The following is a 19,520-nucleotide window of genomic DNA, read 5'->3' as shown; positions in this document are numbered from 1 at the left end:
CAGGCGGCATATACACATGTATATGCCGCCTGTATTTATTTTGGGTGAGGAAAAATGTTGGAGGAAAATGCAGGGGATTGTTGATAATGCAGAATAATAATATATACACGTATATATACTGAAAGTCACTCCATTGACTCCGCCGCTTCCCTTATTTTCATTTATATTGTGTTATATTATATTACATATAATCCAGTTAAACCTCAATAATGTCATATAATATAACTCATTTTAACGTAACTTTCTTGATGGATATGCAAATTGTACAATGGAAAACGGAATATTTAACCATTTTGTATAGTGATTTCATTTATTTAATGTAATATATATAACATATAATAGTGGAAATTACTTGGGGGTGAAATGAAACATGACGACATCATCCGATATCGAAGCACTTTATTGGGATTTAGCCGCACTGTCGGACTCCATTAGGAATCAATACAATACCGCAAAGTTTTATTGTCACCAACTTAGGATCATGCGAGGTGAGTCTGATGTCAACCACTGAATACCAAGTTGCTATAAATCGTTCGAGGATTGAAAAGAGGATTACGGAGCTGGGACAGATTGGCCGGATAGGCGATACAGGAGTATGCCGTTTGGCTCTATCCCAAGAGTACCGCGAAGGAGTGGAATTAGTCAAAGCATGGATGGAAGAGGCGGGGATGGTCTCGCGAATCGATCATTTCGGCAATGTAATCGGACGTCTGGAGGGAAAGAATCCGCATGCTCCCATACTCATGATGGGGTCGCATATTGACTCTCAGCCCTATGGCGGCAGATTTGACGGAGTGGTCGGCGTATTAGGTGCGATTGAGGCGGTCCAGACGATGATGGAAAACGGGATTGTACCGGAAGTGCCCATTGAAGTCGCGGCTTTTTGCGATGAGGAGGGCTGCCGCTTTAATAACGGTTTTTTTGGTTCGAGAGGTATTTTGGGGCGATTGGAACCTGGAGAATTGGATAGGACAGATAAAAACGGGATCACAAGGAGGCAGGCTTTGATCGAATTTGGCGGCGATCCGGCTAAATTTGCAGAATCGGAATATGCCGCCGAGAACATCGGCGCCTATTTGGAATTGCACATTGAGCAAGGGCCCGTGTTGGAATCGCTGGATCGTCCTGTGGGGATTGTTACGGGAATTGCCGGTCTGCTGTGGTTGACGGTGGAAATGACGGGAACCGCCGGACACGCCGGATCGGTACCGATGCCGCTGAGAAAGGATGCTTTGGTAGGTGCGGCAAAAGTGATTGCTGCGCTGAACGATATTGTGAAGCCGAGCCCTGATTCTAAAGCCGTTGGGACGGTAGGGAATATACAGGTCTTTCCGGACTCGAGAAATATTATACCTGAAAAAGTCAAATTCACGATTGATTTGCGGGATATCGATCAGGGCAAGCGGGATGAGAACGAGAAGCGACTGAGAGAAAAGATCGAAGCCATTGCCCAAGAACACGGATTGACCTATTCGATCACCGAAGATAATAATAGCGAGCCAAGGTATTGTGCAGAGTGGATCAAATCGATCATAAATGAAGAAGGGAAACGAATGGGGCTGGATTGTCCCGAACTGATGAGCGGACCTGCTCACGATGCGTTGATCATGTCCTATGTCACCGATTACGCTATGATATTTGTCCGCTGTAAAGAAGGGATTAGCCATAATCCGAAAGAGTTCTCAAGCATAGAAGACATTTCATTGGGAACCGAACTCTTATATAGAACTGCTGTAAGGATAGCTACGGAAGCTTTCACAAAAAGGGGGGATTTGAGATGAAAAAATATTCGCGGTCCGTTCTGATTACGCTATTCATTTGTATGTTTGCTGTTACTGCCTGTACCGATTCACCGTCGTCCTCAAGTCCATCCGATGGTGCGCAGCAAGCCGGCGGCGGGACTTTGATCATCGGAACGGAATCGGAATACGACCAACTCGATCCGCATCGGGGTCAAGGCTGGGTAACGATGCGGGTCAATCATCAAATATATGAGTCCTTAGTCGAGGAAGATTTGTCTAAAGATTCGCAAGCGGCGCCTGTTCCGGCATTAAAACCGGCCCTGGCGACCAAGTGGGAAGTATCGCCGGACGGCAAAACCTACACGTTCACCTTGCGGGAAAATGTCAAATTCCATGACGGAACACCTTTTGATGCGGCTGCGGTCGAATTTAACGTCAGGCGTCTGACGGACGAAAGCTTCCAATACTATGATAAAATCGCCGCCAGTAAAACGTTTAGAACTTGGCGCTTTTACGATTCCGTGAAAGTGATCGATCCCCAAACGATCGACATTACGTTGAAGGAACCCTTTTCCACTTTCCCCCGAATGCTGGCCCAAATTAACTCTTTCCAGATTATCAGCCCGGAGGCCGTTAAAAAGTATGGCAATGATGGATTGGGTGAACATCCAAGCGGGACAGGGCCTTTCAAATTTTCCACTCGGGTACGCGGTGAAAAAGTCGAATTGGTTCGAAATGAGGAGTATTGGGGAGAAAAAGCAAAGTTGGACAAAGTTATTTTCCGCCCGCTGCCTGATCCGGCAGCAAGGGTAACAGCTTTGCAAAATGGAGAGGTTGACGTCATCGCCGTACCGCCCCCCGATTCTCTCGAAGGGCTGAAGAAGCAAGGATTTCAGGTGGTCTCCGGTCTGCCTCCGCATGTATGGTACATTGTCTTTAACTTTACCAACCCGATCATGCAGAAGAAAGAAGTCAGACAAGCGATTAACTATGCGATTAACAGGGAAGGCATTGCCAATGAACTGTTGAAGGGAACGGCAAAACCGGCTTACACAATACAGTCCCGAGGTCATGAAGCTTTTGATCCGAATAAAAAATGGTATGAATACGATCCGGAAAAAGCAAAACAATTGTTGGCGCAGGCCGGTTTGCCGGACGGTTTTGAAACGACCTTTATGACTTCCATCGATGGATCGGGACAATTGCTGCCTCTTCCGATGGCGGAATGGATTCAAAGAGATTTGGCTAAAGTGGGAATCAAACTGAAGATCCAGACTTCGGAATGGATTCAATATGTCAACAATTTCACGAACGGCATGCCTCCAGAGGTGGGGATGAATCAATTTTCGTCAGGCCGGACAGCGCCTTACTTCCTGGCCATGGTGGCGCACTCTGCGTTTAAAGCGCCCGGAGGTTTCAACTCCGGACAATATGTAAATAAAGAAGCCGATCAATTGATGGATATGGCCACACACGCCATCAATCCGGATGAAGCGATCAAATATTGGAAGCAGGCGGAGGAGATGATTATGGAGGATGCGGCTTTTGCCCCGATTGTAAATGATACCGCGCCTTATGTCGTTTCCCCGAATGTTAAAGGATTTATTTCCCCATCGGAAGAATGGTATGATCTGGTGCAAGTATCCATCCATAATTAAGTGATTAAGGGGACTCCGGGCTTGGAGCCCCCTTCCACGTAGAAAGGCGGAGAGAGGATGCTGCGTTATTTGGTTTTGCGAACCTTCATGACGATACCGATCCTTTTTGGAGTATCCATCGTTGTTTTTATTCTGATTCAACTGATTCCGGGCGATCCCGTAAGAACGATGCTGGGGACGGAAGCCACGCAGGAAGCTGTAGAGCAGCTCCGAAAAGACATGGGATTCGATCAGCCGCTTTATGTGCAGTATGTTCATTGGCTTCTTAAAGTGCTGCAAGGCGATTTCGGCAAGTCCATCGCTCTGCACGTACCGGTCGCCGACTTGTTACTGCCGAAGCTGGGCAACACGATCATACTAACCATCGGAAGTATGCTGGTGTGTACTTTGATCGGCGGCATGACAGGGATCATTGCCGGGCTGAAGAAGGATTCCTGGTTTGACCGTATCAGTTCGGGATGGGCATTAATCGGAGCAAGCATGCCCGTTTTTTGGCTGGCGCTGATGTTGATGTGGTTTTTCTCGATTTATTTAGGTATTTTGCCGGTAAGCGGAATGTACAATTTGCGCAACCCGGGCGGGATTCCGGATCTTCTGCTTCATCTGATCCTTCCGTCCGTGGCTACGGCCACCGTTTCTACGGCCGTCATTGCCCGGATCACGCGAAGTGTAATCATCGAGATTCAGCAAAAAGAATACGTGCGCTTTTTTCAATCCTTTGGATTATCCTCCTTTACCAATACGACACGGCATGTATTGCGCAACGCCTTCTCGCCCATTTTGAATATTACCGGGCTGCAGATCGGTTATATCATGGGAGGAGCATTATTCAGCGAAGTGGTATTTGCCTGGCCGGGTCTTGGCCAGCGGATCTATATCGCCATCACCGCCAAAGATTATCCCGTGATTCAGGCAGGCATTCTGATGATTGCAGTCGCCTTTGTGCTCGTTAATTTAATGATCGACATCATCAACATGGCGATAAATCCGAAGCTGCGGGATTCGATTTAACAACTATTCGCTTATCCAAGAAAGGAGCGATTTTATGCAAGTAATCCGTAAGGAGCGTCGATCGACATGGCACTTGGTTCTTACCCTGTTTTACCGGAATAAAGTGGCCATGACGGCCGCTGCGGTGATTTTGCTCATTACCGTTGCTTCCTTGCTGGCTCCCTGGATTGCTCCCTATCCCCCCAATGATGGAGATGGCAGCCTTCGGTTAGCTCCGCCGGGTACTCCGGGACACCTCTTGGGGCTGGATGATCAAGGGAGAGATATCCTGAGCAGGCTGCTTTGGGGTGGCCGGTTGTCCTTGATTTCGGCTGTCGTTCCCGTCGTTATTTCGGCTGTGATCAGTTTGCTGTTGGGGATAGTAGCGGGATATTATCGCGGTTTTATCGGAGAAACCATTATGCGGGTGCTGGATATCTTTTTTGCCTTTCCGGCTGTGCTTTTGTCTATTGCCATCACTGCGATTCTGGGGACGGGGTTGTTTAATGTCATGCTGGCCATGGTGATTGTGCGAATTCCTTATATGACGCGAGTGGTATATACCGATACGGTCATCGAGTGCCAAAAAGAGTATATCGAATCTGCGATAGCTCTGGGTGCCGGCGGTATGCACGTTCTTTTCCGCCAATTGCTGCCCAATGTCCTGACTTCTCTTGTTGTGTATGCCACAACGTTAACAGGGGTGACGATCATTACTATCGCAGGTCTGAGTTTTTTTGGTTTGGGCGTACAGCCCCCTGATGCAGACTGGGGTCGAATGACCAGTGACGGAAGGACGGTTCTTATGCAGGGGGCGCCCCATGTCACGTTATTTCCGGGATTGATGATTCTGATTGTATCTTTGGCATTCAGCCTGCTTGGAGATGGTCTTCGTGATGCCCTGGATCCTCAGCGCATTACGGCTGCGAGCGGCAAGAAACGGCGCATGGTGTCGACCGTGGAATAAATACGAGAGGAGGGTGCTGCATGGCCATTTCAAACATCTTGGAAGATCGGAAAAAGAACCGGCTTTTGGACGTTCAAAATTTATCTGCATATCTGACGACTGGGGACGGCACGGTGAAGGCGGTGGATCGCGTTTCATTTACGATCGACCAGGGAGAAATTATGGCTGTTGTCGGCGAATCCGGTTCGGGAAAGACGATGATGATTTCTTCCATAATGAATATGATCCCTTCTCACTTGCTGCAAAAATTGGAAGGCAGTGTCATGTTCCAGGGGGAAAAACTGTTTACGTTATCCGAAAAAAAATGAGAGAGATCCGAGGAAATGGTATGGCCATGGTTTTTCAAAACGCAATGACGGCCTTGGACCCTTCCTATACCATCGGATCGCAGTTGATGGAATTGCTTCGCGAGAAAAAAGGGCTGTCATCGCAAGCGGCGAAAAAGCGAAGCCTCGAATTATTGTCTCAGGTGGGAATGCCTGCTCCCGAAAAAATGTTTTCCTCGTATGCCCACCGTTTAAGCGGAGGATTGCGCCAAAGAGCGGTCATTGCCATGGCGCTGTCCTGCGAACCATCCCTTATCATTGCCGATGAACCGACAACAGCGCTTGATCCCACCGTGCAGCTGCAAATTATTGAACTGTTTGAAAAGATCAATAAGGAGACGGGGACTGCGATTTTATTGATCACGCATGATTTTGGCGTGGTGGCCAGATTGGCCCAAAAAGTGGCTGTCATGTATGCGGGACAGATTGTGGAGCAAGGTTCGCTTGAGGAATTGTTACAGTCTCCTGCCCATCCGTATACAAGAAGCTTGTTGGCTTGTATTCCCAGTACCCAGTGGATTTTTTCAGGTAAAGAAAAACAAAAGCTGGTTCAAATTGAGGGGGCGCCTCCTTCCTTGGCGCATTTGCCGCCAGGGTGCCATTTTGCCGATCGGTGTCCGGAAGTCGAAGCCATTTGCCGGAAAGAAAAGCCCGAAATGGTGAAGATCAGTCATACTGCAGAAGTGCGATGCTGGAAAAGGGGGTAACGTCATGCAGAATGTTCAGCAGTTGAGATATTTGCCCGTTCATGAAAAACCGCTTATCGAGGTGCAGGAGCTTTCCAAAACCTATTTCCAAGGAATGCTGAAGAAAAAAGCAACAAAGGCAGTGGATGGCGTCAGTTTCTCGATTCGCCGGGGAACTTCGTTCGGATTGATCGGAGAATCCGGGTCAGGCAAAAGTACAGTAGGACGAATGCTTCTGCGGCTTATCAAGCCTACCTCAGGCAAAATAGTTTATGACGGAATAGATTTAGTCGGCCTGTCCGGCAAAGAACTGACTCGTTTCCGGCAGAAAATACAAATCGTCTTTCAGGATTCGGCTTCGGCCTTTAATCCCCGGCAGATGATCGGTGAACAGTTGGCGATCCCCTTATGGCGTTTTAAAAAGGTGACAAGCCAACAACAATTGAACAGCCGAATCGGGGAATTGCTGGAATTGGTAGGTTTAAGCGCCAGTTATGCAAACCGGTTTCCCCATGAATTATCGGGTGGACAAAGACAACGGGCAGGAATCGCCAGAGCGTTGTCGGTAGAACCGGAATTTCTGGTGCTTGACGAACCGGTATCCGCCCTCGATGTTTCCGTAAAATCACAAATCATCAACTTGCTTAAGCATTTGCAGGAGCAGTTGGGACTAACTTACTTATTTATTACCCACAACCTGGATATCGTCTCTTATCTTTGCGATGACGTGGCTGTGCTTTATCAAGGAAGGATTGTGGAGATGGGGGATACGAAAACGTTATTTCGGAACCCCTGCCATCCGTTTACGAGAGAGCTCTTGGGATCGATTCTTACCTTGCAAGGGCCATTGGCCGATTACTACGGGTTCCCCAAAAAATCGGACGGAAGCGATCTGCTGGAAAGTGTGCTTGGCTGGTCGGGCGCATGTCCCTATATGGCCAAATGCCCGTACCATACAACGACATGCCGGACGGGAGTTCCGGAATTGACGATGGCTGGCGACAACCATTACGTTCGCTGCTTTCAGATGGATCAGATTGGAAGCGAAAAGGAAGAAGAGAGGCCATTGTTGATGAATACAAACGGATGAACTTCATCCGTTTCTCAGCGTACACAAAAAGGAGCGGACTCGAAACGTGAACTGCACCCCAATTGTTAGACACACATCTAACAATTGGAGGTGCTTTTCTTTTGGCTAAATTTACAGCAGCAGAAAAAATAAAAGCGGTCAAACGATATTTAGAAGGACATACAGGTTATCAAACAATCGCACAGGAAATCGGTGTACATGTTAGTAAACTACAATATTGGGTGAAAAAATATCAATATCATGGAGAAGGGGCCTTTATAAAAACCTATACAAAATACACTGCCCAATATAAACTAGACGTAATTAACTATATGAACGAACACGGGACGTCCATTATTGAAACGGCAGCGAGATTTAACTTGTCTTCCGAATCGATTCTTTGGAATTGGCAAAATACCTTAGACACACTAGGCTGGGCGGCCCTGGAATCAAAGAAAAAGGGGCGTCCAACGATGAAAAAAGATGGTCAGAAACCAACAAACAAAACTGCACCAGCAGAAGGTTCAGCAGAGGCTTTGCAAGCAGAATTAGAGCGTTTACGTATGGAGAATGCTTATTTAAAAAAGTTGAATGCCTTAGTTCAAAGCAAGGAAAAATCACCAAACAAGACAAAGCGCAAGTAGTCTTTGAATTAAGGCATGAATTTCCGGTGAAATCAGTACTCAAGCTAGCAGGGATTCCACGTAGTACATATTATTACTGGGTGAAAAACTTTGGGAAATCGGATCAAGATGTCGAGTTAAAAAAACAGATCCAATCCATCTTTGACGAACATGAAGGGCGTTATGGTTATCGTCGTATTCGGGATGAATTGGTGAACCGTGGTTATATAGTGAATCATAAAAAAGTACAGCGAATCATGAAAGAATTGAGCTTGAAGTGCGTTGTCCGCATGAAAAAATATCGTTCTTACAAAGGGACAATAGGTAAGATTGCCCCCAATCTCTTAGACCGTCAATTTACAGCGGAAAAACCAAATAAGAAGTGGGTAACGGACATCACAGAGTTCAAATTATTTGGCGAAAAACTTTACCTGTCACCTGTTTTAGACTTATTTAACGGAGAAATTATTGCGTATACAATCGCTTCAAGACCAACCTATTCCCTCGTCTCGAAGATGCTGGAGAAGGCATTTGAACGACTGTCAGAGAACGATGTACTCCTCCTGCATTCCGATCAAGGCTGGCATTATCAGATGAAGCAATACCGTCAAGCCTTACAAGAAAGGGAGATCACGCAAAGTATGTCCCGTAAAGGCAATTGTTACGACAATGCGGTAATTGAGAATTTCTTTGGTATATTGAAATCCGAATTCCTCTATCTAAAGGAATTTGAAAGTGTGGAACACTTTAAACAAGAATTAGCGAAATATATCGATTACTATAACCACAAACGAATGAAGGCAAAATTAAAAGGCATGAGTCCAGTTCAATACCGTACGCATGCCTTACAAGCTGCCTAATAACATAACCTTGTCTAACTTTTTGGGGTCACTTCAACGGAGCTGCTCCTTTTTTTAGAATGGATAGCAATGAAAGTGGCGCTTACGGATTCAAGCCTCAAGCACTTATCATTTTCTCGACTTCCGAAAACGGGTAACCAAGCGCTTCGGCGACGCCTTTGAACGTAATTTTGCCATCCAGCGTATTCACTCCACGGGCGATCGCTTTATTTTTGGCAATCGCCCCTTTAAAGCCGTCGTTGGCGATTTGCAGCGCATAGGGAGTCGTTGCGTTGGCCAGCGCCAATGTGGATGTGCGGGCAACAGCTCCAGGCATATTCGACACGGCGTAATGGATGACGCCATGCTTGGTATAAGTTGGCTCATCATGCGTGGTAGCGCGGTCAATCGTTTCAATCGATCCTCCCTGATCAATCGCAACATCGACGATGACCGAACCCGGTTCCATTTGCTTCACCATCTCTTCGGTTACGAGCCGGGGTGATCGCGCCCCCGGAATCAGAACGGCTCCGATCACTAGATCCGAATCTTTTACGGCTTGGGCGATGTTATAAGGATGGGACATCAATAACCGGATTCGGCCGTTAAAGATTTCGTCCAGATACCGGAGGCGGCTTGGGTTGATGTCGAGCAACGTGACCTGCGCGCCCATGCCTGCTGCTATTTTCGCGGCGTTGATCCCGACGATGCCGCCGCCGATAATCGTTACCCGGCCAGGAAGTACGCCCGGTACTCCGCCAAGGAGCACCCCTTTTCCCCCTGAAGCTTTTTCGAGATAATGCGCGCCGACCTGAACGGCCATGCGTCCGGCCACCTCGCTCATCGGCTGCAGCAGCGGCAGTTCTCCGTTATCCAGCTGAATGGTTTCATAAGCAATGCCGGTAACTGCGTTATCCAGCAGCGCTTTTGTCAAATCCGGCAGCGGGGCAAGATGCAGGTAGGTGAATAAAATCAAATGTTGGCGAAAATAACGGTATTCTTCCGGAAGCGGTTCTTTTACTTTCATAACCATGTCCGCTTCCCAAGCGTCTTCCGCCGTTTGTACGATCTTCGCTCCCGCTGCGGCATAATCTTCATCGGCAAATCCGCTTCCAATGCCGGCCCGTGTTTCGATTTTGACCTGATGCCCGGCTTGGACAAGCGTCGAAACCCCTGCAGGCGTAATCGCTACGCGGTTTTCGTTATTCTTTATTTCTCTCGGCACGCTGATAATCATACGGACTCCCCTTTGACAATCAATCTGTATTTGTCTTCCATCGGACGGATAACGGCTGACACATCAGAGGCGCCATACCCCGATTGCTGGGCGGCTGCAATAGCTTCCCGGGCCGTTTCCGCCACGCGCAGCACCATCCCTTCATTACGGGCAACCTCACAGGCGATGCGCATATCTTTCAGCAATAGATCAATGCTGAAGCGTGGAGCAAATTCACGGTTGACGATTAACGGAAAAACCCAGTTAAGAGCCGCGCTGTTCCCTGTGCTCGATTGGAGCACCGAGAACATTTTTTCTTTATGAATCCCCGTTTTTTCTGCAAGCACCAGAGCTTCGGCAAGAACGGATGTATGCGCCCCGAAAAGCATATTATTAATCAGTTTCGTAATGCTGCCGCTGCCGCTGTCCCCCATATGCATGATCTTTTGGCCCATCGCTTGAAACACGGGAAGGGCCCGGTTCAAGGCTTCCTGATCTCCGCCGCACATGATGGTCAGGGTGCCGGCCTCTGCGCCCGACGGACCTCCGCTTACAGGCGCGTCGATGAAGGAAACGGCTTTTTTCCTTGCTTCCGCATCGATTTTTCGGCTCAAATCCGGACCTACCGTGCTGTGATCGGCCAGGATCATCCCCGGTCGGATACCGGCCATGATGCCGTTTTCTCCGAAGTATACCTGTTCCACCGTATCCGGCATAGGCAAGCAGGTAAGCACGATATCGGTTTTCGCCGCCAAATCTGCCGGATTCAAGGCCTCCATAGCTCCGCGGGATACGGCCGTTTCGATCGGTCCGCGGCTGCGGCTGTATACATAGACTTCAAACCCCCTTTTTAACAGATTCGTCGTCATCCTTAACCCCATAGTACCCAGGCCGATAAATCCTACCTTCATCCGATCTGTCCCCCTATATTCACTTTATCCGCTGCGGCTAAACGTTCCAATGCTTGATCCAGCGTGTCCACGATAAAATCAATTTCTTTTTCGGAGGTGACAAACGGCGGAGACAATGTGATGATGTTGTTGAATCCCGGAACGGTATCGCTGTTTTTGCCTGCCAGCAGTCCTTGTTTTTGGCATTCCGACAGCACCTTCAACATGATATCGGTAGAGGCTGGCTCTTTGCTTTCTTTATCTTCCACCAATTCAATCCCGGCCAGAAAACCAAATACCCGGATATCCCCAACATGCGGATGAACGGTCAATCGGGCGAGTTTTTCCTCCAATAACTTGCCCATTTTGGCTGCTTGACCGACCAGATTTTCTTTTTCAAGAATTTCAATATTTTTTAAGGCGATGGCACAGGAAACCGGATTGCCTCCGAATGTATTAATGTGTCGGAAATGAGCGTCGGCCTCCGGTTGCTTGAACGCTTGATATATTTCGGCCCGGACCGCTGTTGCGGAAAGCGGCGAATAGGCGCTTGTGATGCCTTTGGCCATGGTGACGATGTCCGGCTTCACCGCAAAATTGAAGTGTCCGAATTTTGCTCCGGAACGCCCAAATCCGCAGATGACTTCATCGACAATCATCAATACACCATATTTGTCGCAAATTTTCCTAACCTCTTGCAAATACTCGGGAGGCGGCACAATAACCCCTCCGCCGGTAATGACAGGTTCAAGTATGACGCCGGCGACCGTTTCCGCGCCTTCCCAGTTCATGACCTCATCATAAATTTGCGCGCATTCCAGCTGGCAGCTTCCTTTCTCCTTGCCAAACGGGCAGCGGTAGCAATAGGGCGGCGGAACATGCAGGAAACCCGGCGTCAGCGGTTCATATTTGATTTTTCGGTGTGCTTGACCGGTCGCTGCTAATGCTCCCATCGAGTTGCCATGATACGCCCGATGCCTGGAGATAAATTTATGACGCGTAGGCTCGCCGTTTTGGTGATGATATTGGCGGGCAATTTTGAATGCTACTTCGTTGGCGTCCGAACCCGAATTCGAATAAAAAATCCGGTAATTTCCTTCCAGCCATTCGTTGATTTTCGCCGCCAGTTCAATGGCAGGCACATGACTTTGCACAAGGGACGCATAAGCAATCGTCTTGATCTGTTCTTTTGCCACTTCGGCGATTTCTTCACGCCCATGACCAATGTTTACGCACCACAGGCCGGACATCCCATCGAAAAACCGCTCTCCGTCAATGGTCGTAATCCAGCTTCCCTCTCCCGATACAACAATCATCGGATTTTCATTGTGCGGGGAAATTTGATGCCATAGATATTTGCTGTCTTTTTCCAACAGTTCCTGTTTGTTTAACATGGTTTTTTTCTCCCTCATTGACTTTAATGTAATATTAGCTTACATTAAAATTAACATCTTTTTAGCTGACAAAGTGTTTAGTGATCTTGTAAATAATTAGACATATTGTCAATCAAGTCATTAAGGGAGGCACGTCATGGATTATGATGACAAATTAACCGTCGAAGCCATTCTCGAACGTCCTCTTTTCCGCCATGCTCGCATCATTGCCGGTCACGAGGGAATACGCCGTAACGTACGCTGGGTGCATATTGTGGAAACTACCCATCTGAGCCCATTCGTCAATGAAGACGATTTGATCTTGACAACCGGTGTCGCTCTTAAAAGTATAAAAATCCGGCATATTTATATGAATCAATTAATTGAACAAAAAGCAGCCGGACTTTGCATTGAATTGGGAGAACATCTGACGACCATTCCCGGTGACATGATCAAATTGGCCGATAAACACCATTTCCCGCTCATTGCTTTCGAACAACCGGTCCGTTTCGTCGACATTACCCAGGATCTGCATGCATGGATTATTAATAAACACCATCATTTTTTGCAGGAATTGGAACAGTTGTCCCGGGAATTACAAAAATTGACGCTTCAATCTACCGAAATTAAACCGATTCTTCAATTGCTGCATGAACGGACCAAATATCCGGTACTTTTTTATTCTCTCGTCGGCAACTCCTATGCCATTCCTTCCAGCTATCACACGGAACTCGAAACTTATCAGCGGCTTGTAGATGGACGAGCGGATGTCGTCTCTTCCTTATGCGAATTGCCTTTTGACGCTTCCCGGAAAATTTTGATCCAGCCGGTCATTTGTTTTGGAAATACCCTTTCATATATAGCGCTGTTGCTGCCCGACCAGCCCGTATCCGACCATTTGCCGTTTATTCTTGATTATGCGATACAGGCGACAGCTCACGTGCTCCTCCGAAAATTGTTTCTCGAAGAAAAAGCGATGGAAACCCAACAGCAATTCATGGAAGATTTATTAATAGGCAATGTTCATCAGGAAGATGCGATGCGCGCGCGCATTGGTTTGCAGCCGACAGATAAGCAAGATTATTATTTTATGGCGGGAATCATGCAGATTGTTCACGACCTGAAGCATGAAAATGAGGAAGTAATAGAATCGGTCAAACAGGATTTGCTCGTATTATGCCGTACTTTATTGAGAAAGCAAGGATTTCACTGCTTGCTGCTGAATAAAAAAAATCAATTATATATCCTTTGTTTTAAGGAATCGTATTCTTTTTCAGCCTTTGATTTTAAAGAAAAGTTAACAAAAACCTTGCATGAGCTCCGGCAAAATCTATCCCATAATTTCCGTGGGAATCTCGATCTGTTCGTAGGGTTCAGCCAGCCGAAGACACGACTGATCGATATGCATTTCAGTTTTGACGAGGCGGACAAAACATTGAACATCGGCATTCTGCTGCCGGGAGCCAGCCCTTTTTATGATGAACTGGGAGTCTATCAAATTTTGACCCATATTTCGGATGCGCGTTTGTTAAAAAAATTTGTTCATGACCATATCGGACCTTTGCTCAAGTTTGAGGACGAAACCGATATTCCGCTTTTGGAAACACTTTCCGTCTATTTTAAAAACATGGGGAATAAACAGGAAACGGCGGAACAGTTGTTTATCCACAGACAAACGCTGTACCACCGTCTGGAAAAATGCAAAGAACTGCTCGGCCCCGATTTTTTAAAACCGCACAAACGAATTTGCCTCGAACTGGCGATCTACGCTTATCATCTTGTAGATCATCCGCTTCATAAGTGAAATCATCCGATTGACGCTGTCTAATTAGAAGCGGCTTGCGAAAGTAGTCGCTTTTACAAGACCTTCGTGAATAATTTCTTCTGCCTTGTCAGGGAATTGATTGTGCCCCTCTACAATGACGGTTGTGATGTCTTTTACTCCCCAAAAGTTTAAAATATTGGTTACATAGTTGACTGCCATCTCGGCAGATTGCGCAGGTCCGCTGGAATAGACGCCGCCCCTTGCATTTAACAAAACAACCTTCTTATTCTGAAGCAGCCCGACGGGGCCTTCTGGAGTATACCGGAAGGTCTTGCCTGCTTGACTCAGATAATCCAAGTACGTATGAAGTACGGAAGGAACAGTGAAGTTCCAGAGCGGGAAGGCGAATACGATCTTATCCATGGCAAGGAATTGGTCCAGATATTGATTTACCGTATGGGCAGCCGCTTGTTCCTCCGGAGTAAGTTCCAATCCTTTGGCTAATTTAAACATCCCGTTAATTTTATCCGCATCATAATACGGTAAATTTTCCTTAAACAGATCCAATTCAATGATCTCATCCTGGGGATGGGATTCTTTGTAGCTTTCGAGGAATGCCTGGTACAGCTTAACACTGACAGCTTGCTCAACCGGGCGGGGATTTGCTTTGACAAAAAGTACCTTAGCCATAATAACCTCCATCGATGCTGTTATTTTGTTGTTATAGCAACTATTAGACGGAGAAAAGCTCCTACTCCATATTGGAACTCATTTTAGTAAGGATTCGTCTTAACTCGGTTAGCTCTTCCTCGGTAATTCCTTTACATACCAAACGATTAAATTCCTCGGCTATGGGAATGACTTGCTCGCCTAATTTTTTTCCTTCATCCGTCAGGAAAACCCTTAGTGAACGCCGATCGTGTTCTCCGACCACTCTGTGAATAAAGCCTTTTTGCTCCAGATTATAGACCATACGGGCAATATTCGTTTTATCTTTTTTCAGCTTCTCGGCAATTTCATTTTGATTAAGGCCGTCTTTTTCCCAAAGAAGCATCATAACCAAATTCTGCTCCGGCGCGAGCTGAAAAGGAGCCAGCTTGGATTTAATATAATTGGTGAGGGTTAAATCGGTCTGATGAATAAAAATGCTGATATATTCTTGTAAAGGAAGCATCAAATCCAGCCCTCTCCTTAAAAAGTTGCTATAACAAATGTGATTATATTCATAAATAGCCCAGGTGTCAATTAGGATGAGGAATCGAACCGTTTTCCTTCAAAAAAGTGGAAGTGGCGCGCATTCATTTGCTCCTTGACATCCACTTACGAAATATTTATGATTAATTTTGCACATAATTGTATTACAAAATTGTTCAATAAAACTTTATCATAGGAGAAAAGATAATGAGTAATCAAACAGAGTATGCCTATAAATATATTCGTGAGCGAATATTGGACGGTACTTTCAAACCAACTCAAAAATTGATTGAAAGTCAGTTGTCGGAAATGATAAGCGTAAGCCGAAACACTGTGAAAAAAGCTTTGTTAAAGCTGGAGCGGGAAAATTTGGTTAGCATTGAAAACAATAAAGGAGCGACCATTAAATCGTTTACCTTGGAAGAAGTGAAAAATTATCTTGAAATAAGGGAAGCCTTGGAGGGGATCATTGCCAGATCGGCGGCACAGCATATAAAGGATACAGAAATTGATGAGCTGGAGCAGCTCTTATTAAGAATGGAACATTGTATGAAGCAAAATCAAATTGATGAATATTCCAAATTAAACAGGTTATTCCATAATATACTTTACAATGCATCCAGAAATATACAAGCGACGGAAATGGTGAGTATGATAAAAACGCAGTTAATGCGGTTCCACTTCAGAACACTGCTCATTCCCGGAAGAAACGAAAGTTCTCTCAATGAACATAAAATGATTTTTGCTTCTTTGAAAAACCATGATGCGGCAATGGCTGAGTTGGCCATTAAGCAGCACATCTCTAACGTCCGAAAAACAATAGAAAATAATTATCAATATTTGTTGTAACAGGCTCCAATTTTTCGACTTTTTTTGCTAAGTTATTGACACGAATTTGCAGATGCGTTATATTTTTTGTTGTAAACATAATTGTTGAACATTATTGTAGTCTATATGTTTCAACTTTCATGTATTTGATTGCTTACTGATAAAGGGAGGTTAGTACATTGAACCAACCGGGTATAGGCTTCATCGGATTCGGTGAAGCAGCATTTCATATGGCGAGCGGTTTAGTGTCCGAGGGAGTTTCATCTATCTTCGCATTCGACGTAATGGCAGCAGAGCCGGTGGCTGGGGCTATCATTAAAGAAAGGGCTGATTTGACTAATGTGACTTTAACTTCGTCTTTGAAGCAATTAATTGAAAGCAGCCGCATTGTTTTTTGTGCAACCAGTGCCAAGTATGCGCTTATGATCGCTCAAGAAGCCGCTGCTTTTTTGCGAAAAGAGCAAATTTATGTGGATATGAATTCGGCATCTCCAAAAGTAAAGCAAGAAATTTCTAAGCTTATGGATCAAGCAGGCGTATGGTTTGTAGATGCGGCAGTCATGGAAGCCGTTCCTCCTCACCGCCATAAAGTTCCGATTTCGGCCAGTGGTACAGGCGCACGTAAGTTTTCGGATGTCATGGGGAGATACGGAATGAACATTACCTATATCAACGAGGAGGCCGGAAGCGCTTCAGCAATGAAAATGATTCGAAGTATTTTATGAAAGGGTTTACAGCCTTGCTTCTGGAAACATTGACTGCAGCTTATAAATCAGGAATTGACCGAGAAATATTGACTTCCATCCGGGGGACCCTATCTAGCCATTCCACTGAGGAATTAGCCAATTTACTTCTTACACGTACTGCTATTCATGCGGAGAGAAGAGTAGCGGAGATGGAAGAAGTCATCGGCACATTGAAGGATCTGGATTTGGATTACTCCGTATCCTTGGCGACCAAGGGAAAGCTGCAGCAGATCGTTGACCTGGATTTAAAATCCCATTTCGATATGAAGGTTCCCGATCATTTTGTGCAGGTTCTTGAAGCATTAATGAATAAATCCGTACCACAATAAATCATTCATTATAGGCGAGAGATTGAAAGCGCTAACCGGGTAAAAATTGAAAGTCTTATAAGCAGGGGTTTGGCACGAGTGAAAACGGATAAAAGTTCATGCGAGAATGAATAAAGGATGTGCTTCATTTGAAAAACTTAGGCGTTTACATGGCTGTTTTCTTTCTCCTCTATAGCGGAATCATGTTTTGGGAATCATTATCGATGGATTATTACAGCGAATACGGCCCGGGTCCCGGGATGCTGCCACGGTGGGTGAGCGGACTCACTTTCGTTTTTTCCATAATCTATCTGGTCATTTCGCTAAAAAAAGATATCACATGACCTATGCAGTTCGTGGTAAGACCTGGTAAAGTTCTGGTCTGGGTGTAACCCAAAGAAGCATTAAATAATGCTCTGGCCAAAACAATTCAATTAGTCTTGCAAATTGCCGCACTTGTATGTCACAATCAATAGAGATTCGCTGAATGCCCTTGTGGTTTTTCACGCGAACCTGACAACGAGTGTGGAAGAGGCCACGAACCATTTCGCCGTGGGTGTAGCCTTCATCACTCGTTTTTTCTTTGTTCAGTTCGAAAAGCGCAACGGCTAATAATGTCTCAGCGGCGAACAATAGCTCGAAATGAGCATGGTGATGCGCTTCGGATTGGGCATGGCACTTTTCAAAAGCCAGTTCCTGCTTGGCTGCACGAAAGAACACTTCGATCCGCCAGCGTTTTACGTAGGTCTGCAATGCTTGCTCCGGCGCATCAAAGCGGTTACTGATGAGCAAGTACGCGCCTCTGTAAGTGGCAGGGGACTCTTCCTCTTCTGTCTGGACGGGATTCGAATCGGGTTGTTCATCTTCCTTTAATCGCATGGCGACAACAGCGGCGATCGGTACAAATCGTTGTTTGGTCACTTGCTTTCCTTTTCGATTTATAGTGGTGTAAGGGCGCTTCATGTAAATACCCGGAATGGAAATGGAACTCAATCCGGATGTCGCTTGACGAGTCAAATCCTTGAACACTTCGCGGATGAGCATGACCGGAGTCAGCGGCACGAAGCGTTCTCGACGGGTACCGGGTTCAATGACTTTACGGAATAAAGCGGTGTTGCGCTTGGCCTTGGTTACCCAATCAAAGTTGTTTTCTTCTAGGAATACGAAAAATTTCTTGCACAGATACCACCGGTCCATCGCCACCCACAGTCGGCATGTGACGGATTCACGCAGCATCAAAAGCATCTGTCTGGCCAGATCCAGCTTCGTAAGACCCTCACCCTTCGTTTCCGGCTTATGCCACACGCGGTAAAACAACGGATATTCCAATCCGCTTTTTAGGACAGCTTGCAGGACCACAAGATTCATCGCCCATGCATATGTTTTTGTGGAATGGTCGTAGAGCCAGCTGAGAAACGGAAGTTGTTTGGCGTAGGGATGCGCACTATGCGTATCATCGAGATTGACCACATCCCCATCGGAGAGTCGGGTCAGGGTATCTTGCTGCAATCGCTCGACACGCTTTTTTCCAAAGGTCATCCAGGCAAAGCTAGTCGTGAAGAAGCGGCTCAACGTATACTGAGTGAGCTTCCAGGGCTGGAACATGACTTTCAGCAAGGCATCCTTGTCGGCTAACTGTGCCATTTGAACAACGGATGAACAATTGGAAACGAGACCGACGACATAAAGGAAGCAAAGGAGCCAAGACGGTGTTCCACTACGCTTCATCATGCCGGATTGGGAGAGCAGCAGAGAGAAGTCAAAACGATCCCACAAACTTTTTAGGACGGGGGCTCCCGCGCATTCACTATGATTGAGCTCAGTAAATCTCAGTTTTTGTAACGCTGACATTGGCAAACCACCTATAATCTAGAAGATATACCCTGCAAATAGAGGTATCCTTCGCGATTATGGGGGTGTTTCCAAAATGTCAAGTGGTTTTTCGTCCTAATTTCGAGAAATTAGTGACATTTGTGCAGCAAAAACCACCGTTTACCAGTTAATGACACGAACTGCATAGATCATAGATATCATTCTTTTCTCCCGGATTTTGCCTAAAGGTGAAGGGCTTATCAATGTTTTGGTATGCGCGGGTTCTTTCATCCTATTTATCATTATCGCACCTTTATTGGGTTTTTTAATTGGCAGTACGATAACCTTATTTCTCTTGTTTATGCGGGGCTATAAATGGTATTGGAGTTTAGGGCTCTCCGCTTCGATATCTTTCATCGTATTTTGGGTTTTCGGAATCCTTTTACAGGTGCCGTTACCTGTAAATGACTTGGGATGGTAGGAGGGGA

General features: G+C 46.1%; 19 protein-coding genes. 13 read left to right on the top strand and 6 right to left on the bottom strand.

What is annotated here, in order from left to right; all coding sequences use genetic code 11:
* Nucleotides 1-497: 497 nt before the first annotated feature.
* The 8 genes from EXW96_RS14205 (at nucleotide 498) to EXW96_RS14170 (ending at nucleotide 8,921) form a co-directional block, all read left to right on the top strand.
* Nucleotides 498-1,781, top strand: a complete 1,284-nt coding sequence (locus EXW96_RS14205) for a M20 family metallo-hydrolase (protein WP_174350809.1) — start codon at nucleotides 498-500, stop codon at nucleotides 1,779-1,781.
* A complete protein-coding gene (locus EXW96_RS14200; protein ID WP_174350808.1) occupies nucleotides 1,778-3,400 on the top strand; it encodes an ABC transporter substrate-binding protein in 1,623 nt (540 codons plus the stop codon). Before EXW96_RS14205 ends, EXW96_RS14200 begins: the two co-directional genes overlap by 4 nt.
* A gap of 57 nt (nucleotides 3,401-3,457) precedes the next feature.
* On the top strand, nucleotides 3,458-4,411 hold the full coding sequence (locus EXW96_RS14195) for an ABC transporter permease (RefSeq protein ID WP_054817994.1): 954 nt from the start codon (nucleotides 3,458-3,460) through the stop codon (nucleotides 4,409-4,411).
* 34 nt (nucleotides 4,412-4,445) lie between these two features.
* Nucleotides 4,446-5,357: an ABC transporter permease gene (locus EXW96_RS14190; RefSeq protein WP_174350807.1), complete on the top strand. Its 912-nt coding sequence runs from the start codon at nucleotides 4,446-4,448 to the stop codon at nucleotides 5,355-5,357.
* Nucleotides 5,358-5,377: 20 nt separating this feature from the next.
* Nucleotides 5,378-5,665: an ATP-binding cassette domain-containing protein gene (locus EXW96_RS14185; protein WP_174350806.1), complete on the top strand. Its 288-nt coding sequence runs from the start codon at nucleotides 5,378-5,380 to the stop codon at nucleotides 5,663-5,665.
* Between the two features lie 26 nt (nucleotides 5,666-5,691).
* On the top strand, nucleotides 5,692-6,390 hold the full coding sequence (locus EXW96_RS14180; RefSeq protein WP_174350805.1) for an ABC transporter ATP-binding protein: 699 nt from the start codon (nucleotides 5,692-5,694) through the stop codon (nucleotides 6,388-6,390).
* Between the two features lie 4 nt (nucleotides 6,391-6,394).
* On the top strand, nucleotides 6,395-7,459 hold the full coding sequence (locus tag EXW96_RS14175) for an oligopeptide/dipeptide ABC transporter ATP-binding protein (RefSeq protein ID WP_062407277.1): 1,065 nt from the start codon (nucleotides 6,395-6,397) through the stop codon (nucleotides 7,457-7,459).
* Between the two features lie 101 nt (nucleotides 7,460-7,560).
* Nucleotides 7,561-8,921 (top strand): IS3 family transposase gene (locus EXW96_RS14170; RefSeq protein WP_137670821.1). Its coding sequence is split into 2 segments (ribosomal slippage): nucleotides 7,561-8,017 and nucleotides 8,017-8,921, totalling 1,362 coding nucleotides; the frame shifts between segments, so codons are not numbered across the junction.
* A gap of 97 nt (nucleotides 8,922-9,018) precedes the next feature.
* On the opposite strand, the gene ald is transcribed toward EXW96_RS14170, so the two are convergent.
* The 3 genes from ald to EXW96_RS14155 are packed head-to-tail and all read right to left on the bottom strand — an operon-like array spanning nucleotide 9,019 to nucleotide 12,400.
* Nucleotides 9,019-10,137, bottom strand: a complete 1,119-nt coding sequence (ald, locus tag EXW96_RS14165) for an alanine dehydrogenase (protein WP_054817989.1) — start codon at nucleotides 10,135-10,137, stop codon at nucleotides 9,019-9,021.
* Nucleotides 10,134-11,027 carry an NAD(P)-dependent oxidoreductase gene (locus EXW96_RS14160; RefSeq protein WP_174350804.1) on the bottom strand — a complete coding sequence of 298 codons (894 nt, stop codon included), beginning with the start codon at nucleotides 11,025-11,027 and terminating at the stop codon, nucleotides 10,134-10,136. The genes ald and EXW96_RS14160 overlap by 4 nt, the downstream gene beginning before the upstream one ends.
* Nucleotides 11,024-12,400 carry an aspartate aminotransferase family protein gene (locus tag EXW96_RS14155; RefSeq protein ID WP_217437365.1) on the bottom strand — a complete coding sequence of 459 codons (1,377 nt, stop codon included), beginning with the start codon at nucleotides 12,398-12,400 and terminating at the stop codon, nucleotides 11,024-11,026. The genes EXW96_RS14160 and EXW96_RS14155 overlap by 4 nt, the downstream gene beginning before the upstream one ends.
* Nucleotides 12,401-12,536: 136 nt before the next feature.
* Between EXW96_RS14155 and EXW96_RS14150 the strand changes: the two genes are divergently transcribed.
* The gene (locus EXW96_RS14150) at nucleotides 12,537-14,183 is read left to right on the top strand and encodes a PucR family transcriptional regulator (RefSeq protein ID WP_174350802.1); all 1,647 of its coding nucleotides are present in this window, start codon (nucleotides 12,537-12,539) and stop codon (nucleotides 14,181-14,183) included.
* Between the two features lie 24 nt (nucleotides 14,184-14,207).
* Here EXW96_RS14150 and EXW96_RS14145 read toward each other — a convergent pair whose 3' ends face one another.
* Nucleotides 14,208-14,834 (bottom strand): FMN-dependent NADH-azoreductase, encoded by a 627-nt coding sequence (locus tag EXW96_RS14145; RefSeq protein ID WP_054817982.1) that lies wholly within the window; start codon nucleotides 14,832-14,834, stop codon nucleotides 14,208-14,210.
* A 61-nt stretch (nucleotides 14,835-14,895) separates the two neighbouring features.
* Nucleotides 14,896-15,318 (bottom strand): MarR family winged helix-turn-helix transcriptional regulator, encoded by a 423-nt coding sequence (locus EXW96_RS14140; protein ID WP_054818014.1) that lies wholly within the window; start codon nucleotides 15,316-15,318, stop codon nucleotides 14,896-14,898.
* Between the two features lie 227 nt (nucleotides 15,319-15,545).
* On the opposite strand from EXW96_RS14140, the gene EXW96_RS14135 reads away from it, so the two are divergent.
* The 3 genes from EXW96_RS14135 (at nucleotide 15,546) to EXW96_RS14125 (ending at nucleotide 17,241) form a co-directional block, all read left to right on the top strand.
* On the top strand, nucleotides 15,546-16,187 hold the full coding sequence (locus tag EXW96_RS14135; protein ID WP_062407292.1) for a GntR family transcriptional regulator: 642 nt from the start codon (nucleotides 15,546-15,548) through the stop codon (nucleotides 16,185-16,187).
* A gap of 158 nt (nucleotides 16,188-16,345) precedes the next feature.
* Entirely contained in the window at nucleotides 16,346-16,891 is a 546-nt protein-coding gene (locus EXW96_RS14130; protein ID WP_174350801.1) for an NAD(P)-binding domain-containing protein, read from the top strand.
* Nucleotides 16,888-17,241: a DUF1932 domain-containing protein gene (locus EXW96_RS14125; protein ID WP_254611384.1), complete on the top strand. Its 354-nt coding sequence runs from the start codon at nucleotides 16,888-16,890 to the stop codon at nucleotides 17,239-17,241. The genes EXW96_RS14130 and EXW96_RS14125 overlap by 4 nt, the downstream gene beginning before the upstream one ends.
* Nucleotides 17,242-17,565: 324 nt before the next feature.
* Here the strand turns inward: EXW96_RS14125 and EXW96_RS27530 are convergent, their stop codons facing one another.
* A complete protein-coding gene (locus tag EXW96_RS27530) occupies nucleotides 17,566-19,071 on the bottom strand; it encodes a transposase (protein ID WP_254611197.1) in 1,506 nt (501 codons plus the stop codon).
* A 199-nt stretch (nucleotides 19,072-19,270) separates the two neighbouring features.
* On the opposite strand from EXW96_RS27530, the gene EXW96_RS28550 reads away from it, so the two are divergent.
* Nucleotides 19,271-19,513 (top strand): tripartite tricarboxylate transporter TctB family protein, encoded by a 243-nt coding sequence (locus EXW96_RS28550; protein WP_174350799.1) that lies wholly within the window; start codon nucleotides 19,271-19,273, stop codon nucleotides 19,511-19,513.
* Nucleotides 19,514-19,520: the final 7 nt, after the last annotated feature.

The sequence above is a fragment of the Paenibacillus sp. JMULE4 genome (assembly GCF_013337105.1).
Classification (GTDB): Bacteria; Bacillota; Bacilli; order Paenibacillales; family NBRC-103111; genus Paenibacillus_G; species Paenibacillus_G naphthalenovorans.
This window is presented reverse-complemented; position numbering and strand designations above follow the sequence as displayed.

Coding starts and splice junctions, on each gene's coding strand:
- EXW96_RS14205 (WP_174350809.1), top strand. CDS start 498: ATGTCAACCACTGAATACCAAGTTGCTATAAATCGTTCGAGGATTGAA.
- EXW96_RS14200 (WP_174350808.1), top strand. CDS start 1,778: ATGAAAAAATATTCGCGGTCCGTTCTGATTACGCTATTCATTTGTATG.
- EXW96_RS14195 (WP_054817994.1), top strand. CDS start 3,458: ATGCTGCGTTATTTGGTTTTGCGAACCTTCATGACGATACCGATCCTT.
- EXW96_RS14190 (WP_174350807.1), top strand. CDS start 4,446: ATGCAAGTAATCCGTAAGGAGCGTCGATCGACATGGCACTTGGTTCTT.
- EXW96_RS14185 (WP_174350806.1), top strand. CDS start 5,378: ATGGCCATTTCAAACATCTTGGAAGATCGGAAAAAGAACCGGCTTTTG.
- EXW96_RS14180 (WP_174350805.1), top strand. CDS start 5,692: ATGGTTTTTCAAAACGCAATGACGGCCTTGGACCCTTCCTATACCATC.
- EXW96_RS14175 (WP_062407277.1), top strand. CDS start 6,395: ATGCAGAATGTTCAGCAGTTGAGATATTTGCCCGTTCATGAAAAACCG.
- ald (WP_054817989.1), bottom strand. CDS start 10,137: ATGATTATCAGCGTGCCGAGAGAAATAAAGAATAACGAAAACCGCGTA.
- EXW96_RS14160 (WP_174350804.1), bottom strand. CDS start 11,027: ATGAAGGTAGGATTTATCGGCCTGGGTACTATGGGGTTAAGGATGACG.
- EXW96_RS14155 (WP_217437365.1), bottom strand. CDS start 12,400: ATGTTAAACAAACAGGAACTGTTGGAAAAAGACAGCAAATATCTATGG.
- EXW96_RS14150 (WP_174350802.1), top strand. CDS start 12,537: ATGGATTATGATGACAAATTAACCGTCGAAGCCATTCTCGAACGTCCT.
- EXW96_RS14145 (WP_054817982.1), bottom strand. CDS start 14,834: ATGGCTAAGGTACTTTTTGTCAAAGCAAATCCCCGCCCGGTTGAGCAA.
- EXW96_RS14140 (WP_054818014.1), bottom strand. CDS start 15,318: ATGCTTCCTTTACAAGAATATATCAGCATTTTTATTCATCAGACCGAT.
- EXW96_RS14135 (WP_062407292.1), top strand. CDS start 15,546: ATGAGTAATCAAACAGAGTATGCCTATAAATATATTCGTGAGCGAATA.
- EXW96_RS14125 (WP_254611384.1), top strand. CDS start 16,888: ATGAAAGGGTTTACAGCCTTGCTTCTGGAAACATTGACTGCAGCTTAT.
- EXW96_RS27530 (WP_254611197.1), bottom strand. CDS start 19,071: ATGTCAGCGTTACAAAAACTGAGATTTACTGAGCTCAATCATAGTGAA.